The sequence below is a fragment of the Phreatobacter oligotrophus genome (assembly GCF_003046185.1).
Taxonomy (GTDB): Bacteria; Pseudomonadota; Alphaproteobacteria; order Rhizobiales; family Phreatobacteraceae; genus Phreatobacter; species Phreatobacter oligotrophus.
The window spans coordinates 248,953-266,980 of record NZ_PZZL01000004.1 but is presented as its reverse complement, the minus strand read 5'-3'; the positions used below and the strand labels follow the sequence as shown (position 1 = coordinate 266,980).

Here is an 18,028-nt window from a genome sequence, read left to right as displayed (position 1 = left end):
CTCAGGCCTTGAGGCCCGCGGCGCAGGCGCGGGCCACGTCGGCATGCGTGGCGAACCAGCAGCCACCCTTCGCCTTCATGTGGCGGATCAGCTCCTCGACGATGAAGATGCGGGAGCGATAGCCGATGACATGCGGATGCATGGTGAGGAGGAAGAGCCCACCCTCCTCATGCGCCCGGTCAAACTCGCGGATGAAGATCTCGAGCACGGCGGGTGGCGGGGTGTGCGGCCGCAGCCCCTTGAACCGGTCCATGTTGAAATAGGGCGCGTCGTCGCGGATCCATTCGACGGGCAGTTCGACGATGCCGGTGGGTTCGCCCGCCTCGACCAGTTCATAGGGGTCGTCGTCGGCCATCAGCGAGGAATCGTAGAGGAGCCCGAGCTCGCGCTGGATCTTCAGCGTCGCGGGCGAGAAGTCCCAGGACGGTGTGCGCATGCCGACGGCCCGCACGCCGGTGATCTTTTCGAGCGCGTCGGCGGCGCGGAAATGCAGGTCGCGCTCGATGGGTTCGGGCAGGACCGAGTTCAGCTCGTGGATCCAGCCATGGAGGCCGATCTCATGGCCCTCGGCCACGACGCGGCGCTGCTCGTCGGGGTGGAGGAGGGCGGTCACCGCCGGCACGAAGAAGGTCGCCGGCACGCTTTCCTTCGCCAGGAGCGAGAGGATGCGCGGCACGCCCTTGCGGGTGCCGTATTGGCCCCACGACATCCGGCCGATGGAATTGCCGCCGTCGCGCAGTTCGTTGGTCTCGTGGTCGGAATCGAAGGAGAGGGCGACGGCGCAGCGCGCCCCGCCGGGCCACGCAGCCGGCTTCAGCAAGCGTCCGGCGCGGACTTGGGCCACGCGGCGCCGCCACTCGGCCTCGTCCCACTGCCAGGGTTCTTGCTGCGCGGTCATTAGGCACTCTCCCCGGGCTGGGTCAGCGGATGGTGGCAGGCCGTGCGGCGGCCGTCGGCGAGGTCGCGTAGGGCCGGCACGACCGAGCGGCAGGTCTCGTCGGCGCGCGGGCAGCGCAGGTGGAAATGGCAGCCGGGCGGCGGGCTGAGCGGCGAGGGCAATTCCCCCTCGATCGGCCGGAAGGCGACGAGGTCGTCGCCCTCGGTGACGAGCTTCGGCACGCTGTCGAGCAGCGCCCGGGTATAGGGATGGGCGGGATTGTCGTAGATGGCCGCGGTCGGGCCGACCTCGACGATCCGGCCGAGATACATGATGGCGACGCGGTCGCAGATGTGCCGGACGACGCCGAGATCATGGCTGATGAACAGCATGGTCAGGTTCAGCTCGCGGCGGAGCTTCAGGAACAGGTTGACGATCTGCGCCTGGATCGAGACGTCGAGCGAGGCCACCGGCTCGTCGCAGACGAGGATGTCCGGGCGCATCGCGAGCGCGCGCGCGATGGCGATGCGCTGCCGCTGCCCGCCCGAGAACTGGTGGGGGAAGCGATCAGCCGCATCGGCCGGCAGACCAACGGCCGTCAGCCAGCGGCCGACCTCGGCCTTGGCCTCGGCGCGGCGGATGAAGCCATGGGCGATCGGCCCCTCGGCGATGGTGTCGCCGACGCGGACACGCGGGTCGAGCGAGCCGAAGGGGTCCTGGAAGATCATCTGGACCCGCGTGGTGGTCTTCACGCGCCGCTTGGCGCCGCCCATGACGGGGGCGTCGTGGATGTAGCACTCACCCTCGCTCGGCGGGTGGATGCCGGCGATGACGCGGCCGAGGGTGGACTTGCCGCAGCCGGATTCGCCGACGAGGCCGAGTACCTCGCCCGGCGCGATGGCGAGCGAGACGCAGTCCACGGCATGGACGGTGCGGTCGTCGACGGGCGCGCCGAAGAAGCCGGCAATCCGCTCGCCGAGCGAGAGGCTCGGGGCGAAGCGGCGGGAGACGTTGTCGACGCGGACGATGGGGCCGGTCATGCCGCGATCCCCTGCGGATGATGGCAACGCCACAGCCGGTCGGCGGCGAGCGTCGGATCGGGATCGGCCTCGCAGGCGGGCGAGGCAAAGCCGCAGCGCGGGGCGAAGGCGCAGCCCTTGGGCAGGGCGAGCATGGAGGGCGGCGCGCCCGGGATCTGCGGCAGGTCGGCGCCCGCCTCGGATCTTGCGGGCAGGGAGGCGAGGAGCCCGGCCGTGTAGGGATGGCGCGGCTCCGACAGCACCGAGCGGATCGGCCCCTGCTCGATGACGCGGCCCGCATACATGACGAGGATGCGCGAGGCGAGGGCGGAGACGGTCGCGAGGTCGTGGCTGATCCAGACCATGGCGGTGCCGGTGTCGCGGGCGAGCGCGCGCATCTCGGTGAGGATCTGCGCCTGCACCGAGACGTCGAGCGCGGTGGTGGGCTCGTCGCAGATGATGAGCTTCGGCCGGTTGAGGAGGGCCGTGGCGATGGCGACGCGCTGGCGCATGCCGCCGGAGAACTGGTGCGGATAGGCGTCGAGCCTGCGGGCGGCGTCCGGAATGCCGACGAGGGTGAGGACCTCCGCGACGCGGGCGCGGGCCGCGGCTTCGCTGACCCGTTCATGGGCGTGGATGGCCAGCGCCATCTGGTCCCCGATGCGCAGGACGGGGTTGAGAGTCGCCGCCGGGTCCTGGAAGACCATGGCGATCTCCCGGCCGCGCACGGCCCGAAGATCCCGCGGGGCCATGCCCACGAGCTCGCGCCCCGCGAGCTTCACCGAGCCGCTGGCGATGCGGCCGGGCGGGTCGATCAGGCCGAGGATGGAGAAGCCGGTGACACTTTTTCCTGAGCCGGATTCGCCGACGAGGCCGACGATCTCGCCGGCATTGACGTCGAAGGAGACCTCGCGCACGGCGCCCACGACGCCGGCGCGTGTCGGGAATTCGGTGGTGAGGCCGCGGACGGCGAGCAGCGGCTCGGTCATCGCCGGAGCCTCGGGTTCAGCTGGTCGCGCACCTGGTCGCCGACGAGGTTGATGGAGGCGATGAGCACGATGAGCGCGATGCCGGGATAGATGGAGATCCAGTAGCGGCCGGAGAGCAGGTACTGGAAGCCGTTGGCGATGAGCATGCCGAGGGATGGCTCGCTGACGGGTAGGCCGAGGCCGAGGAAGGACAGCGTCGCCTCCAGCGCGATGGAATTGGCGATCTGGACGGTGGCCACCACGATCAGCGGCGGCAGGCAGTTCGGCAGGATGTGGCGGAGCACCACCACATGCGCCTTCAGCGGCGTGGAGAGCGCGGCCTCCACGTACTCCTTCGACCGCTCGGCCGAGGCGGCGCCATGGGCGGTGCGGGCAAAGTAGGCGTATTGCGCGGTGACCAGGGCTGCGACGAGCTGCCATTTGCCCTGGCCGAGCAGAGCCGCCAGCACCAGGGCCAGCAGGATGGCTGGGAAGGATAGCTGCAGGTCGATGAAGCGCATGATCAGCGCCTCGACACGGCCGCCGAGATAAGCGGCGAAGGTGCCGAGCGTCGCCCCCAGCGTGAAGGCGATGATGCCGGCGGAGAGGCCGATCTCGATGGAGACGCGCAGGCCATAAAGGATGGCCGAGAGCACGTCGCGGCCCTGGCCGTCCGTCCCAAGCCAATGGGTGATGCCGGTGCCTGGGCTGACATAGCCCGGCGGGCGGCGGGCGTCGGATAGGCGCAGGCCCGCCATGTCATAGGGGTTCTGCGGCGTGATCCACGGGGCGATGAGCGAAACCAGCACGATCGCGACGACGAGGCCGAGCGCCACCACGGCGACGCGGTTGACGCGGAACTCGTCCCAGAACTGGCGGAGCGGGGAGGCGCTCATGACGCCTTCCTCAGCCGCAGCCGCGGGTCGAGCGCGACATAGGCGATGTCGATCAGCAGGTTGATGACGATGAAGAAGAAGGCGACCAGCATGAGGTAGGCGACCATCACCGGGCGATCGAGCGTGTTGATGGAATCGATGATGAGCTTGCCGACCCCGGGCCAGGAGAAGATCGTCTCGGTGACGACGGCGAAGGCAAGGGTCGAGCCGAATTCGAGGCCGAAGACGGTCACGATGGGGATGGCGATGAGGCGCAGCACGTGGCGCCGCAGGATCGTCGCCTCGCTCTCGCCGGCGGCGCGGGCGAACTTCACCGTGTCGGTCAGCATGATCTCGCGGGTGCCGGCGCGGGCGAGGCGCACCATCATCGCGAACTTGAACAGGGCGAGATTGAGGGCGGGCAGGAACAGGTGCTGCCAGCCATTGGCGGTGAGCACGCTCCAGGAGACGCCGAAGAGCTCGCGCGTCTCGCCGCGCTGGCCGGCGGGCAGCACGCCGAGCTGCACCGCGAAGACGAAGATGAGGACGAGGCCGATCCAGAAGGTCGGCACGGAGAAGCCGAGGATCGACACGCCCATGATGGCGCGGGCGGCGAGGCTGTCGGGCCTGTAGCCGGCATACATGCCAAGCGGCACGCCGATCAGCGTTGCGCCGACGACGGCGACGAGGGTCAGTTCCAGCGTCGCCGGCAGGCGCGATAGGATCAGCGGCAGGACCGGCGAGCCGAAGACGAAGGAGCGGCCGAAATCGCCCTGGATCAGCCGTCCGAGGAAGTCGAGATATTGCCGCCAGAGCGGCTGGTCGAGACCGTAGAGGCGGATCGCTTCCTCGCGGATCTGCTGGGTGGCATCGGGCGAGAGCAGCACGTCGATGGGATTGCCCACCGCATAGACGCCGCAGAAGACCAGGGCCGAGATCACCAGCATGACCACCACGGCCTGCAACAGGCGCTGGATGATATAGCCGAGCATGTCAGGCCCAGCCGTCGGCGATGAGGGCGCGGGTCTCCTCCACCGCTACGTCCCAGATGGCGAGCATGTCCTCGTCGGGGCGCTGGTAGAGGCCGCCATAATTGCCGTCGCCGAGCAGCGCCTTCTTGGCGCCGGGATCGAGCTGCTGGAACCGAGCAAGGTCCATCATCGGCTTCTGGTGGGCGGGGGATGCCACATTGGGCAGCCGCGTCCAGGGGAAGTTCTCCATCCACGAGGCATGCGAGGCGACGGGATCGATGGCCTGGACCTTGGCGAAGGTTTTGGGCGCGTTCCACCAATTGTGCCACTTCACCTGGCAGCCGCGGTTGCGGTCGAGCCATTCGAGGATGGCGCCATGGGCCGGCGAATTGCCGCCATGGCCGTTGACGATGGTGATGCGGCGGAAGCCGGAGCGCACCATGCCGTCGAGAATGTCGGTGAGGAGCGCGCAGAGGGTCGAGAGGCGCAGCGTCACCGTGCCGGGATAGTCGACGAAGCTCGGCGTGAAGCCGTAGCTCACCACGGGAAAGACCGGGACGGCGAGGGGGCCTGCCGCCTCCGCCGCCACACGCTCGGAGAGGATGGAGTCCACCGCAAGGCTCAGGCCCGCATGCTGCTCGGTGGAGCCGACGGGCAGCACGGCGCGGTCATCGCCCCGCACATGGGCCTCGACCTGCATCCAGTTCATCTCGGCGATGCGCATGGCGAGCCTCACTCCGTCCCGTCACCTGCATGGAACATGCCGAGCACCACCTTCGCCATGAGCGTCGAGAGCTGCTCGCGCTCGATCAGCGACAGGGGCTGCAGCATCGCCTCCTCGAAGGCGATGAAGCGCGGCATGGCCTCGTCGAGCAGGGCGCGGCCGGCCGCCGTCAGCTGCAGCGGCTGGGCGCGGCGGTCGGAGGCGTCGGTGCCGCGGGTGATGAGGCCGAGCTTCGTGAGCCGGCTGACCGCGCGGCTCAGCGTGTTCTTCGGGAAGGCGGTGGAGGAGGCGATCTCGGAGGCCGTGACGCCCTCCATGATGCCGAGGCTGTACAGCACGACGAATTCCGGGCGGGCCAGGCCGAAGCGCTCCTCGACCCAGCCGTAGAGCGGCTGATTGTAGCGCAACGCCAGATAGTTGAAGCGCGCGGCGAAACCGCAGGGGTTCTTCCACAGGCGCGCATGGGTGAAGGCGTCGAGCCGCTGCTGCGTCCCTGCGACCTCCGGCTCGGCGATGGCGTCGATGGCGGCAGATGGTTCCAAGTAGAACTTCCTTCTCCGTGACGCCCATTATATCGGCAGAAGATGGTTCCACAAGGTATTGACTAGCTCCTGTGCACGCCTTTTGAATGGGCGTCATCGGGCCGCCCGGGCGGGCGCCCTGACCCGGAGGATCCCATGCGTGTTCTCACCCGTTCCCTCATGCTCGGCCTTCTGGGCATGGCCGCCGTGCTGCCGGCCGGCACGCCGGCGGCCCTCGCACAGACGCTGACGATCGGCGTCCGCAGCGGCCCCGAATCCATCGACCCGCATTTCACCGCCACCGGCTCCCATGCCGAGGCGCTGAAGCACGTCTTTGACACGCTGGTCTGGTCCGGCCGTGGCCTCGAGCTCGAGCCGCGCCTTGCCGAGAGCTGGCGCGCCATCGACGCGACCACCTGGGAGTTCAAGCTGCGCCGCGGCGTGAAATTCCATGACGGCTCGGACTTCACCGCCGATGACGTGAAGTTCTCCATCGAGCGCATCCCGATGGTGGCCGGCCCCAACCCGACGACGATCTATGTCCGCCGGGTCAAGGAGACGCGGATCATCGATCCCTACACCGTCCATATCGTCACGGACGGCCCGGCGCCGAACCTGCCGAACGATTTCATCCGCCTGTTCATCGTCTCGTCGAAGGCCGCCGCGGGCCTCACCCGCGAGAGCGCCAACGAGGCCTTCAACTCGGGGCGCGCTGCCGTCGGCACCGGCCCCTATCGCTATGTGTCGTGGCAGCCGCGCGGCGAGCTGGTTCTCGCCCGCTTCGACGGATACTGGGGCGAGAAGGAGCCCTGGGAGCGCCACATCCGCCGCGAGATCCCGAACGATGCCGCCCGCGTCGCCCAGCTGCGGGCTGGCCAGCTCGACCTCATCACCCGCGTTCCGGCGACCGACGTGGCGACGCTGCGCCGTGACGCCCGCCTGACGGTCCAGACGGTCGACACCGTCTATCTGTTCAACCTCGAGATGGACGTGCGGGAGCGGGCCAACGGCATCACTGCCAAGGACGGCTCGGCGCTGCCGGCCAATCCGCTGCGCGACCTGCGGGTCCGCCAGGCCATCGATCTTGCCATCGACCGGCCGGCGCTCGCCGAGGTCGCCATGGAAGGCCTCGGCAAGCCGGTGAACCAGCTGGTCACCTCGACCATCTTCGGCTTCAACAAGGCCATGCCGGCGCAGCGGCACGATCCCGCCGAGGCGCGCCGCCTGCTCACCGCGGCCGGCTATCCCAACGGTTTCCGCGTGCCCTTCGCCTTCACCAACGACCGCCTGCCCGGTGACCGCGAGGTCGGCACGGCCATCGCCCAGATGCTGGCGGCGGTCGGCATCGAAGCCCAGCCGAACGGCATGCCGGCGGCGGTGTTCTTCCCCGCCCGCACCCGCGGCGAGCTCTCCATGTCCATGTCGGGCTGGGGCACGCTGACGGGCGAGGCGCATTACACCCTGTCCTCGCTCAGCCATTCCAATGACCGCGAGCGGCGCATGGGTGCGTTCAACGTGCTCGGCTATTCCAATCCGACCGTCGACAAGCTGCTGCAGGACGCGGCGATCGAGATGGACGAGGCCAAGCGCCGCAAGCTGCTCGAGGATGCGGCAGTGGCCGCCGATGCCGACAAGCAGCGCCTGCCGATCGTCGCGGTCTCCTCCGCCTGGGCCATGGCCAAGGCCAAGGTGACGCTCAGCCCCCGCGTCGACGAGGACACGCTCGCCATGGACATCCGTCCGGCGCGCTGACCTGATCCGGCGGCGGCTCCAGGGCCGCCGCCGTTCCGCATGAGGACAAGGCCGATGGCGGCATCACCCATCCTGATCTGGGGCGCAGGCGCCATCGGTGGCACGCTCGGCGCCTACTGGAAGCGCGCCGGGCTCGATGTCGTGCTGGTCGACCAGGTGGCCGAGCATGTCGAGGCCTGCCGGACCCGCGGCCTCGCCATCACCGGTCCGGTCGAGGAGTTCACGCAGGTCGTCCCGGCTCTGACGCCGGCCGAGGTGCGAGGGACCTTCGACATCATCGTGCTGGCGGTGAAGGCGCAGGCGACGGAAGCGGCCCTCGCGCAGCTGAAACCGCATCTTGCCGCCGACGGCTATGTGCTCTCGGCGCAGAACGGTCTCAACGAGCTCACCATCGCCCGCGCGGTCGGCGAGGACCGCACCATGGGCTGCTTCGTCAATTTTGGCGCGGACTGGCACGGGCCGGGCGAGATTCTGTTCGGCAACCGCGCCGCCGTGGTGGTCGGCGAGATCGACGGCTCGATCCGCGAGCGCACCCGGGCGATGCACCAGCGGCTTGCCATCTTCGAGCCGAACGCCGTGCTGACCGACAACATCTGGGGCTATCTCTGGGGCAAGCTCGCCTATGGCGCGATGCTGTTCGCCACGGCGCTCACCAACGACTCCATGTCGGAGAATTTCGCGGATCCGAGGCGCACCATCGTCTTCGACAGGCTGGGGCGCGAGGTCATGGCGGTCGCCAAGGCGCGGGGCGTCGTGCCCATCGGCTTCAACGGCTTCGACCCCGAGGTTTTCGCGCCCGGCGCTCCGCCCGAGGGCTCAGCAGCCTCCATCGCCGCGCTCGCCGAGTTCAACCGCCACACCGCCAAGACCCATTCGGGCATCTGGCGCGATCTCGCGGTGCGGAAGCGCAAGACCGAGGTCGATCCGCAGATCGGCGTGATCGCCACGCTGGGGGCCGAGGTCGGTGTCGCGACGCCTGCCATCGCCAAGCTCGTCGACCTCATTCATGCCATCGAGGACGGCGAGAAGCCCATGGCGTTCTCGACCTTCCAGAAGCTGATCGACACATGCGCATCGACCTGACCGGCCGCGTCGCCTTCGTCACCGGGGCGGCGCAGGGGATCGGCAAGGCCATCGCCCTTGAGTTGCGGGCCGCCGGGGCGACGGTCGTCGTGGCCGACATGGATGGCGACGGGCTCGGCGCCTTTGCGGTGTCGCAGGGGTTCACGGCGCGGGTGCTTGACGTCTCGGAGCGCTCCGCCGCCCATCGCGCCATCGCCGACGTGGTGGCCGCCCATGGCCGCATCGACATTCTCGTCAATGCCGCCGGCGGCGTGCGCGGCCAGGTGGGCCGGCCCATCGCCGAGGTCAGCGAGGACGAGTGGCGCGTCCTGTTCGAGGCCAATGTCGACGGTGTCTTCTGGCTGGCGCAGGCGGCGAGCGGCCCCATGGCCAAGGCGGGCCATGGCCGCATCGTCAACATCGCCTCGGGCGCGGGCCTTCGCCCGAGCCTCACCGGCATCCAGGCCTATACGGCGGCGAAGCACGCGCTGGTCGGCCTCACCAAGCAGCTCAGCCAGGACCTCGGTCCCTCCGGCATCACCTGCAACGCGGTCGCGCCGGGCTTCGTGCGCTCCAACCCGGCTACCGAACGGCAGTGGAAGGCCTATGGACCGGATGGGCAGAAGCGGCTGGTCGAATCCATCCATGTCCGCCGCCTCGGCACGCCAGAGGACATTGCCCATGCCGTACTGTTCCTGGTCAGCGACCAGGCCTCCTGGATCAGCGGGCAGATCCTGTCGGTGGATGGCGGCCGGTCCTGACGGTCAGCGGGCCGCGGCAGGCGCTGCACTTTCCAGCCGCTGCACCAGCCTTTGCGCGAATTTGGCCGCGGCGACGGTGAGCGGCCGGCCGCGCAGCTGACCGATGGCGAGGCGCCCCGGCGGCACGTCCCGGGTGTCGATGGGACGCGAGACCAGCCCGTCGGCATCCCCCTCTGCCGGCGGCGCGCCGACGGCGATCTGGAAGGTGATGGCGTCCTCGCGCAGCACGACGTTGCGCAGGAACTCGAAGGAATTGGATTCGATCGCCGGCTCCACCGGCAGCGACCGCCGGGCCGCGGCCTCAGCCAGCATCTGGCGGCCGCCATAATTGCCGTCCGGCAGGGCCAGCGGGTGGGCGAGGCAGTCGCGCAGCCTCAGGACGGGCCGCGCGGCCAGAGGGTGGTCGCGCCGCATGATCGCGACCAGCGGCTGGTCGGCCGCGGCGATGACCGCAAAGTCCGGCGAGGGCGAGGGCCGGAAGACCACGGCGAGGTCGACATCGAACTCCGTGAGCGCGTCGAGCGCCTGGCCATGGCCGAGGATGCGCACGTCAAAGCGCACCTGCGGGAAATCCGCGCGGTAGGCGGTGATTTCCTCGGGCAGCAGCCGGTAGGCGAGGGCGTGGCTGCAGGCCAGCGCGATCTTGCCGCGGCGAAACCCCGAGAGGTCCTCGATCTGCGAGCGGACGCGGCTCGTGTCGGCGATCTGGTCGCGGATATGGCGGATGAGGAGTTCGCCGGCCGCATTGAGGCGCACGCCGCGCGGCAACCGGTCGAAGAGCGGCGTGCCGAGCTCCTTCTCCACGTCCTGGAGGCGGCGGTTGAGGGCCGAGGCGGTGACGTTGAGGCGTTCTGCGGCTTGCCGGATGGAGCCGGTGCGGGCGACCTCGTCGATATAGCGCCAGACCTTGAGATGCCGCATGTCGTGCCCCTGGCGCTGACCGATGCCGTTTCGGCAGCGGACTGTAGAAAACTCGGCACAAGACGGCAACGCTGGCTGTGACTAGCGTGCGCCATCCCGCTTCGAGCCCGGAGGCCGCCATGTCCCAGACCTTCAGCCGCAGGTTCGTCGTCGGTGGCGCTGCCGCCGCGACCCTTCTTCCCTTCGTGCCGGCCGCCCCGGCCATCGCCCAGACCGCACCGGTCCGCCTCAGGATGGTGCTGAACTGGCGCTACCAGGGGCCGCAGAGCTGGTTCTTCCTCGCGCAGGACAACGGCTATCTCCGGCAGGCCGGCATCGAGATCGACATCGACCAGGGCAATGGCTCGGGCGCGGCGGTCGGCGCGGTGGGCTCCGGCACCTATGACATGGGCTTCGGCGACATCAACGCGCTCATCGCGCTCGCCGGCCGCAAGGCGGGCCCCGATCCGACGACGCCCATCGGCATCTACATGATGTTCAACCGCCCGCCCTTCACCATCGCGGTGAAGGCGGATGGGCCGATCAAGGAGCCGAAGGACCTCGAGGGCAAGAATATCGGCGGTCCGGCCAATGACGGCGCGCTGCAGCTCTTCCCGGCCTTCGCGCGCCTGACCAGGATCGACGCGTCCAAGGTGACCATCACCAACATGGCGCCGAACCTGCGCGAGCAGATGCTCCAGCGCGGCCAGGTCGACGGGGCCTTCGGCTTCGTCAACACGATCCGCTTCTCCGCCAAGGCCGCCGGCATCGATCCGGACAAGCAGTTCCGCTTTATCAATTACGGCGATCACGGCATGGACCTCTATTCCAACTGCCTGATCGTCTCCCGCAAGCTGGTGAACGAGCGGCCCGACGCCCTGCGCGCCATCGTCGCCGCCTTCGACCGCGGCGTCGTCGACACGCTGAAGGACTATGACGCGGCGGTCGCCTCGGTCGCCAAGCGCGAGCCGCTGATCAATCGCGCCGTCGAGAAGGAGCGCCTCATCGCCACCCTGCAGGACGAGATGGGCCATCCCGAGATCGCCCGCTTCGGCTATGGCGCGCCGGATCCCGAGCGGCTCGCCCGCTCCATCGGCATCGTTCGCGAGGCCAATGCCCTGCCGCGCCAGCCCGGCCCGGAGGAGATCTTCACCGACGCCTTCCTGCCGGCACCCGACGCCCGCCTGCGCAAGATCCTCTGAAAGCGCCTTCCATGGACATGAACATGACGGGCCGCGTCGCGGTCATCACCGGTCCGGCCAAGGGCATGGGCGCGGCGGTCACACGGCTCTTCGCCGCCGAGGGCTGCCGCCTTGCCCTGCTTGGCCGCGACACCGCCGCCATCGAGCCGGTGGCGGCCGAGGTCAGGGCCAAGGGCGCCGAGGCCATCGTCATCCCCTGCGACATCACCAAGGGGGCCGATTGCGATGCGGCGATCGCCAAGACGCAGTCCACTTATGGCGGGCGCATCGACATCCTCGTCAATGTGGCGGGTGGCTCGGGGCCCGTCGGCAAGACCGGCTGGGAGACGACGGAGGAGGAGTTCGACGAGATCGTCGACCTCAACATGCGCGGCTGCTTCAACACGATGCGCGCCGTGACGCCGATCATGATCGCCCAGCGCTACGGCAAGATCGTCAATGTCGGCGGAACCTTCGGCATGCGCGGGCGGGCAGGGCGCATGGCCTATTCCGCGTCCAAGTGGGGCCTGCGTGGCATCACCAAAAGCTTCGCGCTGGAGGTCGGGCCGCATGGGATCAACGTCAACTGCGTCGCGCCCGGCATGATCGAGGGCGACCGGTTCCGCACCAAGGTCATCCCCGAAATGGCGAAGCGCCTCGGCATCAGCCACGAGGAGGCGGTGGCCCACCACGCGGCCGACTATGCGCTGCGGCGCATCTCGACCGATGTCGACGTCGCCAATGCCTGCCTGTTCCTCGCCTCGGATGCCGCCCGCCAGATCACCGGCGTCGACCTGCCGGTCGATGGCGGCTGGGCCATGCTGTGACGGAGCGGACCATGACCGTCACCCCCGATCTCCTCATCCATGGCGGCACCGTCGTCTCCGGCGAAACCTCGGTGAAGGCCGATGTCGCCGTAAAGGACGGTCTGGTCATGGCCGTCGGCGCGCCCGGCACCCTGCCGGCGGGCCGCGAGAGCCTCGATGCCACCGGGCTGCACGTGCTTCCCGGCGCCATCGACGTCCATGTCCATTTCCGCGAGCCGGGCTACACGCACAAGGAAGACTGGGAGACCGGGACGGCCGCCGCCGCCATGGGCGGCACGACCACCGTCTTCGAGATGCCGAACACCCATCCGCCGACCCGCTCCATCGTCGAGCTCCGGCAGAAGCAGGACGCGGCGAAGAAGGCCTATGTGGACTACGGCATCTACGGCCTGCTCGCCGAGGACAACATCGCGGAGCTGCCGGGGCTGATCAAAGGCGGCGTCAACGCCTTCAAGTGCTTCATGGGCAACACCTTCGGCAACCTGCCGTCGCCCTCGACGGGGGCGATGCTCGAGGGCTTCGAGATCATCGCGCCCACGGGCCTGCGCATCTCGCTCCATGCCGAGACGGCCTCGATCATGGCCTGGCGCCAGAAGCGGCTGATGGAGGCGGGACGCAACGACCCGCTCGCCCATGTGGCGGCGCGGCCCGCGGTCGTCGCGGCCGAGGCGGTGGCGCGTGCGGCGATCCTGGCGGAATGGACGGGCGCGCGGCTGCACGTGCTCCACATCTCGTCGGGCCTGGAACTCGGGCCGTTGCGGGACGCCAAGGCCCGCGGCGTCGACATCACCGGCGGCACCTGTCCCTGCTACCTGCTCCTCGACACGCGCGACTATGCGACCCTCGGGTCTGTCATCCGGGTCAATCCGCCGGTGCGAGAGGCGAGCGATTCCGAGGCGATCTGGGCGGCGCTGAAGGACGGGACGGTCGACCTCGTCGAGACCGACCATGCCCCGCATACGCCGGAGGAGAAGACCAAGGCGGTGATCTGGGAGGCGGATTGCGGCTTCCCGGGCGTCGAGACGCAGATGCCGCTGATGCTCAACGAGGTGGCCAGGGGCCGCATGAGCGTCGAGGACTATGTGCGCTGGTCCGCCGAAAACCCGGCGAAGCGCTTCGGCCTCTGGCCGGTGAAGGGCCGCATCGCGGCCGGCGCCCATGCCGATATCGCGGTGGTGGACCTCGCCCGCACCGAGACGATCCGCGCCGCCGCGTTGCATTCGCGCGCCAAGGTCACGCCCTTCGAGGGCAAGGACGTGACGGGCATTCCTGTGCACACGCTGGTGCGGGGCCGTTTCGTCCAGAAGGACCGGACGCTGGTGACGGAAGCCCGCGGCCATGGCCAGCAGGTCACCGACGTGCAGCGGATGCCGGCATCCGCCGTCAGGAACGCCGACAAGACCCTCGCGGCGGAGATCGCCCGCGCGAGGGCCTGACCGCGTCAGCGATAGGGGCGGGGCGTCCTGGCGAGATCGATGGTGGCGGCGACCAGCGGGGCGCCGATGATCCAGATGGGCAGCAGGGCACCGGGATTGTCGAACATGGCATGACCTCCTTGTTGGGGCCTGCCGGTCCGGGATGGACCGGTCACGGTGCGGAGCCAACCCGCCCCGCGACGGCCGGTTCCAACCCGCCTAGCGCCACTCAACCCTCGCCTGTTTGCCGAGGGCCTCGCTGATGGCGGCGGCGAGCGCGCCCTGGCTGAAGGGCTTGGACAGCCGCACGACGCCGGGCGGGGGCCCGCCGGGAATGTCGGCATAGCCGGAGGCGAGGATGATCGGCATGGCCGGATGGTCCTCGCGCAGCGCGGCGATCATCTCCGCCCCGGTCATCTTCGGCATGGCGTGGTCGGTGATCACGAGGTCGATGGGCTTGCCGTCGGCGAGGGCAGCGAGGGCGTCGGCGGCAGAGCCCGCCTCGATCACCTCGTGGCCGAGATCCTCCAGCATGGTCGTGACGTTCATCAGCACGAGATAGTCATCATCGACGGCGAGGACCTTGAGGGCATTGGCGGCGGCAGGTGCATCGTGGTCGCCGCGTGGGGACTTCCCGCCGAGCCGCGTGTCCTGGGCCACCGGCAGCAGGATCGTCGCTGTCGTGCCCGCGCCGGTTGAGCTTGCAAGCAGCAGCATTCCGCCGAGCTGTTCGGCAAAGCCATGGACCATGGAGAGGCCGAGCCCGGAGCCCTTGCCGACGCCCTTGGTGGTGAAGAACGGGTCCACGGCCCGGGCGAGCGTCTGCGCGTCCATGCCTGTGCCGGTGTCGGAGACGGCCATGGCGACATAGGTGCCGGCCGGCAGTCCATGGGCATTGCCGGCCTCCAGCACGCGCGGTTCGGTCGAGACGACCATGGTCCCGCCGGCGGGCATGGCGTCGCGTGCGTTGACCGCGAGGTTGAGGATGCTGGATTCGAGCTGGTGAGGGTCGGCGATGATGGAGGGCAGGCGCAGCGGCAGGCGCATCTCCACCGTGACGCTCGGGCCAACCGAGTGGTTGAGGAGCTCGGCCATGCCACGCACCAGCGTTCCGGGGTCGACCAGCCGGCGCTGCATGTCCTGCCGGCGGGCGAAGGCCAGCATCCGGGAGGTCAGGGACGAGCCGCGCTCGGCGGCGCGCGAGGCGTTCTCGACAAGGCGAGCGGCGGCGGCGTCCGCTGGGTCGAGCCTGCGGCGGAGCAGCTCCAGGCTGCTGCTGATGACCATGAGGAGATTGTTGAAATCATGGGCCATCCCGCCGGTGAGCTGGCCGACGGCCTCCATCTTCTGAGCCTGGAACAGGTCGGCGCGGGCCGCCTCGAGCTGCGCCTGGTTCTCGCGCCGCTCGGTGATGTCGCGGGTCACCTTGCCGAAGCCGATATGGCGGCCCGCCGAGTCGTGGATCGGGTCGATGACCACGGCGGCGAAGAAGGTCGAGCCGTCCTTGCGGACGCGCCAGCCTTCCTCCTCGTAGCGGCCTTCGTCCAGCGCCCGGCGCAGGTTGCGGTCCGGCGCGCCGGCAAGCCGGTCGTCCTGCGGATAGAAGAGGGAGAAGTGCCGGCCGACGATCTCGTCGGCGGAGTAGCCCTTGATGCGCTCGGCCCCGGCGTTCCAGTTGACCACGCGCCCCGTCGGATCGAGCAGGTAGATGGCGTAGTCGACGACGCCCTGGACCAGCAGGCGGAACTGCTGCTCGCTTTCGCGCAGGGCCTCCTCGGCGCGCCTCTGTGGGGTGAGGTCGCGGGTGATCTTGGCGAAGCCAACATGCACGCCGTCGGCGTCGCGGATCGGATGGAGCGTGACATGGACGGGGAAGCGCGTGCCGTCCCGGCGCTGTCGCAGGCCCTCGGCGGTGAAGGTGCCTTCGGAGAGAGCGGTGGCGAGGGCTGCCTGCGGCAGGCCGGCTGCCCGGTCCTCGGCACTATAGAACAGCGAGAAATGGCGGCCGATCACGTCATCGGCCGCATAGCCCTTCATCCGCTCGGCGCCGGTGTTCCAGGAGGCGACCGTGCCGTCGGGTTCGAGGAGGTAGATGGCGTAATCCGTGATCGCCGAGACGAGCAGGCGGAAGCGTGCATCGTCCTCGAAAGCGCCCAGCCCGATTGCGGCCATGTCGTGCTCACCATTGCGAACCAACGGGATCAACCACGTGGCGGGAAACTGGTTCCAAAGCGAAGACGACAGCGGCGGCCCGAGGGCCGCCGCGAGACGATGTCAGAGGCGAGGCGGTCTCCCGCCCGCCGGCGCGATCACTGGGTGCGCTTGCCGTCCGCCGCGAACTGGCGGAGGTAGGCGGTCAGATCGGCGATCTGGTTGTCGCTGCGGATACCGGCGAAGACCATGCGGGTGCCGGGCGTCACCTCGCGGGGATTGCGGATGTAGACGGCGAAGTTCTCCGGCGACCAGACCTTCTCGGCCACGGCAGGCGTCTTGAAGGCCGGCGAATAGTTGAAGCCCTCGACCGAGCCGGCCTTGCGGCCGAACAGGCCGTTGAGGTTGGGGCCGACGCCGTTGCGGGCGGTCTCGCCGACCTGATGGCAGGCGCGGCACTGGGCGAAGACGCGCTCGCCGGCAGCCGGGTCGCCGGCGGACTGGGCGAAGAGGGGCGATGCCGCGACAGCGGCGAAGAGAGAGACGGACAGTGCCGTGGCGGCGACGATGCGCATGATGCGGGTCCTGACGAAAAGTGGCTGGTGAGGCCGGCGGCGATGGCATCGCCATCGGCCTCGTCCGGGGGGTGCCCCGGTTCTAACGGCAAATAGGATTCGTTGCCATGACGGCAATGACCCTCGAACCACCCGTTGACCGGATGGTTCCGCCCGATCAGGCCCATTCGCCGCGACGGAACACCGCAACCCGCTCACCGCTGGCCGTGATGCCGTCGATGTCGACCTCGCCCGAGCCGATCATCCAGTCGATATGAATGAGCGAGCGATTGCCGCCCCTGGCGGCGATCTCATCGGGCGTGAGGCTGGTGCCGTTGACGAAGCATTTGGCGTAGCACTGGCCGAGCGCGATGTGGCAGGAGGCATTTTCGTCGAAGAGCGTGTTGTAGAAGAGGATGCCGCTCTTCGAGATGGGCGAGGAATGCGGCACCAGCGCCACCTCGCCGAGGCGACGGGCGCCCTCATCGGTGTCGAGCACCTTGGCGAGGACCTGCTCGCCGCGGCTCGCATGGGCCTCGACGATCCTGCCTTCGTCGAACCTCACCCGGATCTCCTCGATCAGCGTGCCCTGGTAGGACAGCGGCTTGGTGCTGGAAACATGGCCGCTCACCTTCCGCGCGTGGGGCGTGGTGAAAACCTCCTCCGTCGGGATGTTGGGATTGCAGGTGATGCCGTTCTTGGCGGTGGAGGCGCCGCCTTCCCAGAGGTGATCGTCGGCGAGGCCGACGGTCAGATCGGTGCCGGGGCCGGTGAAATGCAGGGCGGCGAAGCGCCGGTCGTTGAGCCAGGCGGTGCGGCGGGCGAGCGCCGCGTTATGGGCTTCCCACGCCGCGACCGGATCGTCCTGATCGACGCGCGAGGCGGCGAAAATGGCATCCGCCAGCCGCGCCACCGCCGTCGCCTCGTCGAGGTCGGGAAAGACGAGCTTGGCCCAGGCCGTGCCGGGATAGGCGACGATGTTCCAGTTGATGTCGAAGCCCGCGATCTTCTCCAGCGCCGGCTGGTAGGCGCGCGAGGTCGCGCGGTTGGCGCGGGCGACCTTGTCGGGGTCCTCGTTCGCCAGCAGCATCGGATTGTCGCCGACGACGGCAAGCCTAGCGGTGTTGTCGCCGAAAGCCTCGGCCATGCCGCGATAGAGCCACTCGGGAGCGCGATCGAAGCTCTCGGTCTGGGCGTGGCGGAAGCGGGTGAGGGTCAGTTCCTCGTCGGACAGGATGGGCGTCACCAGATTGGCGCCGGCCTCATAGGCATGGCGGGCGATGCGCCGGACGAGCGGCAGCGAGGCGGCGGAGCCGGTGAGCAGGAGATCCTGGCCCTTGCGCAGGCGAAGGCCGATCCTGACGGCGACTTCCGCGAGCTTGTCGAGCCGGGCCTCGTCGATGCGGGGGGCGGGATGTGCTGCGTCCATGGCGGGGGTCCTGGTTGCGGGCCGGCGAAAGGTGACCACGC

At 69.2% G+C, this 18,028-nt stretch carries 17 protein-coding genes; 6 read left to right on the top strand and 11 right to left on the bottom strand.

The window, feature by feature from the left end; genetic code table 11:
- Position 1: 1 nt before the first annotated feature.
- The 7 genes from C8P69_RS11080 to C8P69_RS11050 are packed head-to-tail and all read right to left on the bottom strand — an operon-like array spanning position 2 to position 5,976.
- Complete coding sequence (locus C8P69_RS11080; protein WP_108177060.1) at positions 2 to 898, bottom strand: polysaccharide deacetylase family protein; 897 nt, start codon at positions 896 to 898, stop codon at positions 2 to 4.
- Entirely contained in the window at positions 898 to 1,917 is a 1,020-nt protein-coding gene (locus C8P69_RS11075) for an ABC transporter ATP-binding protein (protein WP_108177058.1), read from the bottom strand. Before C8P69_RS11075 ends, C8P69_RS11080 begins: the two co-directional genes overlap by 1 nt.
- On the bottom strand, positions 1,914 to 2,885 hold the full coding sequence (locus C8P69_RS11070; RefSeq protein ID WP_108177056.1) for an ABC transporter ATP-binding protein: 972 nt from the start codon (positions 2,883 to 2,885) through the stop codon (positions 1,914 to 1,916). Before C8P69_RS11070 ends, C8P69_RS11075 begins: the two co-directional genes overlap by 4 nt.
- A complete protein-coding gene (locus C8P69_RS11065; RefSeq protein ID WP_108177054.1) occupies positions 2,882 to 3,760 on the bottom strand; it encodes an ABC transporter permease in 879 nt (292 codons plus the stop codon). The genes C8P69_RS11070 and C8P69_RS11065 overlap by 4 nt, the downstream gene beginning before the upstream one ends.
- Positions 3,757 to 4,731 carry an ABC transporter permease gene (locus C8P69_RS11060; protein WP_108177052.1) on the bottom strand — a complete coding sequence of 325 codons (975 nt, stop codon included), beginning with the start codon at positions 4,729 to 4,731 and terminating at the stop codon, positions 3,757 to 3,759. The genes C8P69_RS11065 and C8P69_RS11060 overlap by 4 nt, the downstream gene beginning before the upstream one ends.
- A 1-nt stretch (position 4,732) precedes the next feature.
- Complete coding sequence (locus C8P69_RS11055) at positions 4,733 to 5,434, bottom strand: creatininase family protein (protein WP_108177050.1); 702 nt, start codon at positions 5,432 to 5,434, stop codon at positions 4,733 to 4,735.
- A gap of 8 nt (positions 5,435 to 5,442) precedes the next feature.
- The gene (locus C8P69_RS11050; protein ID WP_245901989.1) at positions 5,443 to 5,976 is read right to left on the bottom strand and encodes a MarR family winged helix-turn-helix transcriptional regulator; all 534 of its coding nucleotides are present in this window, start codon (positions 5,974 to 5,976) and stop codon (positions 5,443 to 5,445) included.
- Between the two features lie 135 nt (positions 5,977 to 6,111).
- Here C8P69_RS11050 and C8P69_RS11045 point away from each other — a divergent pair, with 135 nt between their 5' ends.
- Genes C8P69_RS11045 through C8P69_RS11035 form a run of 3 tightly spaced genes read left to right on the top strand, consistent with a single transcriptional unit; the run spans position 6,112 to position 9,530 of the window.
- Positions 6,112 to 7,707, top strand: a complete 1,596-nt coding sequence (locus C8P69_RS11045) for an ABC transporter substrate-binding protein (RefSeq protein WP_108177048.1) — start codon at positions 6,112 to 6,114, stop codon at positions 7,705 to 7,707.
- A 54-nt stretch (positions 7,708 to 7,761) separates the two neighbouring features.
- The gene (locus tag C8P69_RS11040; RefSeq protein WP_108177046.1) at positions 7,762 to 8,790 is read left to right on the top strand and encodes a ketopantoate reductase family protein; all 1,029 of its coding nucleotides are present in this window, start codon (positions 7,762 to 7,764) and stop codon (positions 8,788 to 8,790) included.
- The gene (locus tag C8P69_RS11035) at positions 8,775 to 9,530 is read left to right on the top strand and encodes an SDR family NAD(P)-dependent oxidoreductase (protein ID WP_108177044.1); all 756 of its coding nucleotides are present in this window, start codon (positions 8,775 to 8,777) and stop codon (positions 9,528 to 9,530) included. Before C8P69_RS11040 ends, C8P69_RS11035 begins: the two co-directional genes overlap by 16 nt.
- 3 nt (positions 9,531 to 9,533) lie before the next feature.
- Here C8P69_RS11035 and C8P69_RS11030 read toward each other — a convergent pair whose 3' ends face one another.
- Positions 9,534 to 10,451 carry a LysR family transcriptional regulator gene (locus tag C8P69_RS11030; RefSeq protein ID WP_108177042.1) on the bottom strand — a complete coding sequence of 306 codons (918 nt, stop codon included), beginning with the start codon at positions 10,449 to 10,451 and terminating at the stop codon, positions 9,534 to 9,536.
- A 119-nt stretch (positions 10,452 to 10,570) separates the two neighbouring features.
- On the opposite strand from C8P69_RS11030, the gene C8P69_RS11025 reads away from it, so the two are divergent.
- The 3 genes from C8P69_RS11025 to C8P69_RS11015 are packed head-to-tail and all read left to right on the top strand — an operon-like array spanning position 10,571 to position 13,874.
- Positions 10,571 to 11,632, top strand: a complete 1,062-nt coding sequence (locus tag C8P69_RS11025; RefSeq protein WP_108177040.1) for an ABC transporter substrate-binding protein — start codon at positions 10,571 to 10,573, stop codon at positions 11,630 to 11,632.
- Positions 11,633 to 11,655: 23 nt separating this feature from the next.
- Entirely contained in the window at positions 11,656 to 12,438 is a 783-nt protein-coding gene (locus tag C8P69_RS11020; protein WP_245901988.1) for an SDR family NAD(P)-dependent oxidoreductase, read from the top strand.
- Positions 12,439 to 12,449: 11 nt separating this feature from the next.
- A complete protein-coding gene (locus tag C8P69_RS11015; RefSeq protein WP_108177036.1) occupies positions 12,450 to 13,874 on the top strand; it encodes a dihydroorotase in 1,425 nt (474 codons plus the stop codon).
- Between the two features lie 198 nt (positions 13,875 to 14,072).
- Here C8P69_RS11015 and C8P69_RS11010 read toward each other — a convergent pair whose 3' ends face one another.
- From C8P69_RS11010 to C8P69_RS11000, 3 genes are all read right to left on the bottom strand, one after another.
- Positions 14,073 to 16,025, bottom strand: coding sequence for a hybrid sensor histidine kinase/response regulator (locus tag C8P69_RS11010; protein ID WP_108177034.1), 1,953 nt, complete (start codon positions 16,023 to 16,025; stop codon positions 14,073 to 14,075).
- A gap of 137 nt (positions 16,026 to 16,162) precedes the next feature.
- The gene (locus C8P69_RS11005) at positions 16,163 to 16,579 is read right to left on the bottom strand and encodes a c-type cytochrome (RefSeq protein WP_108177032.1); all 417 of its coding nucleotides are present in this window, start codon (positions 16,577 to 16,579) and stop codon (positions 16,163 to 16,165) included.
- A gap of 157 nt (positions 16,580 to 16,736) precedes the next feature.
- Entirely contained in the window at positions 16,737 to 17,987 is a 1,251-nt protein-coding gene (locus C8P69_RS11000; RefSeq protein WP_108177030.1) for an aminopeptidase, read from the bottom strand.
- Between the last annotated feature and the right edge of the window lie 41 nt (positions 17,988 to 18,028).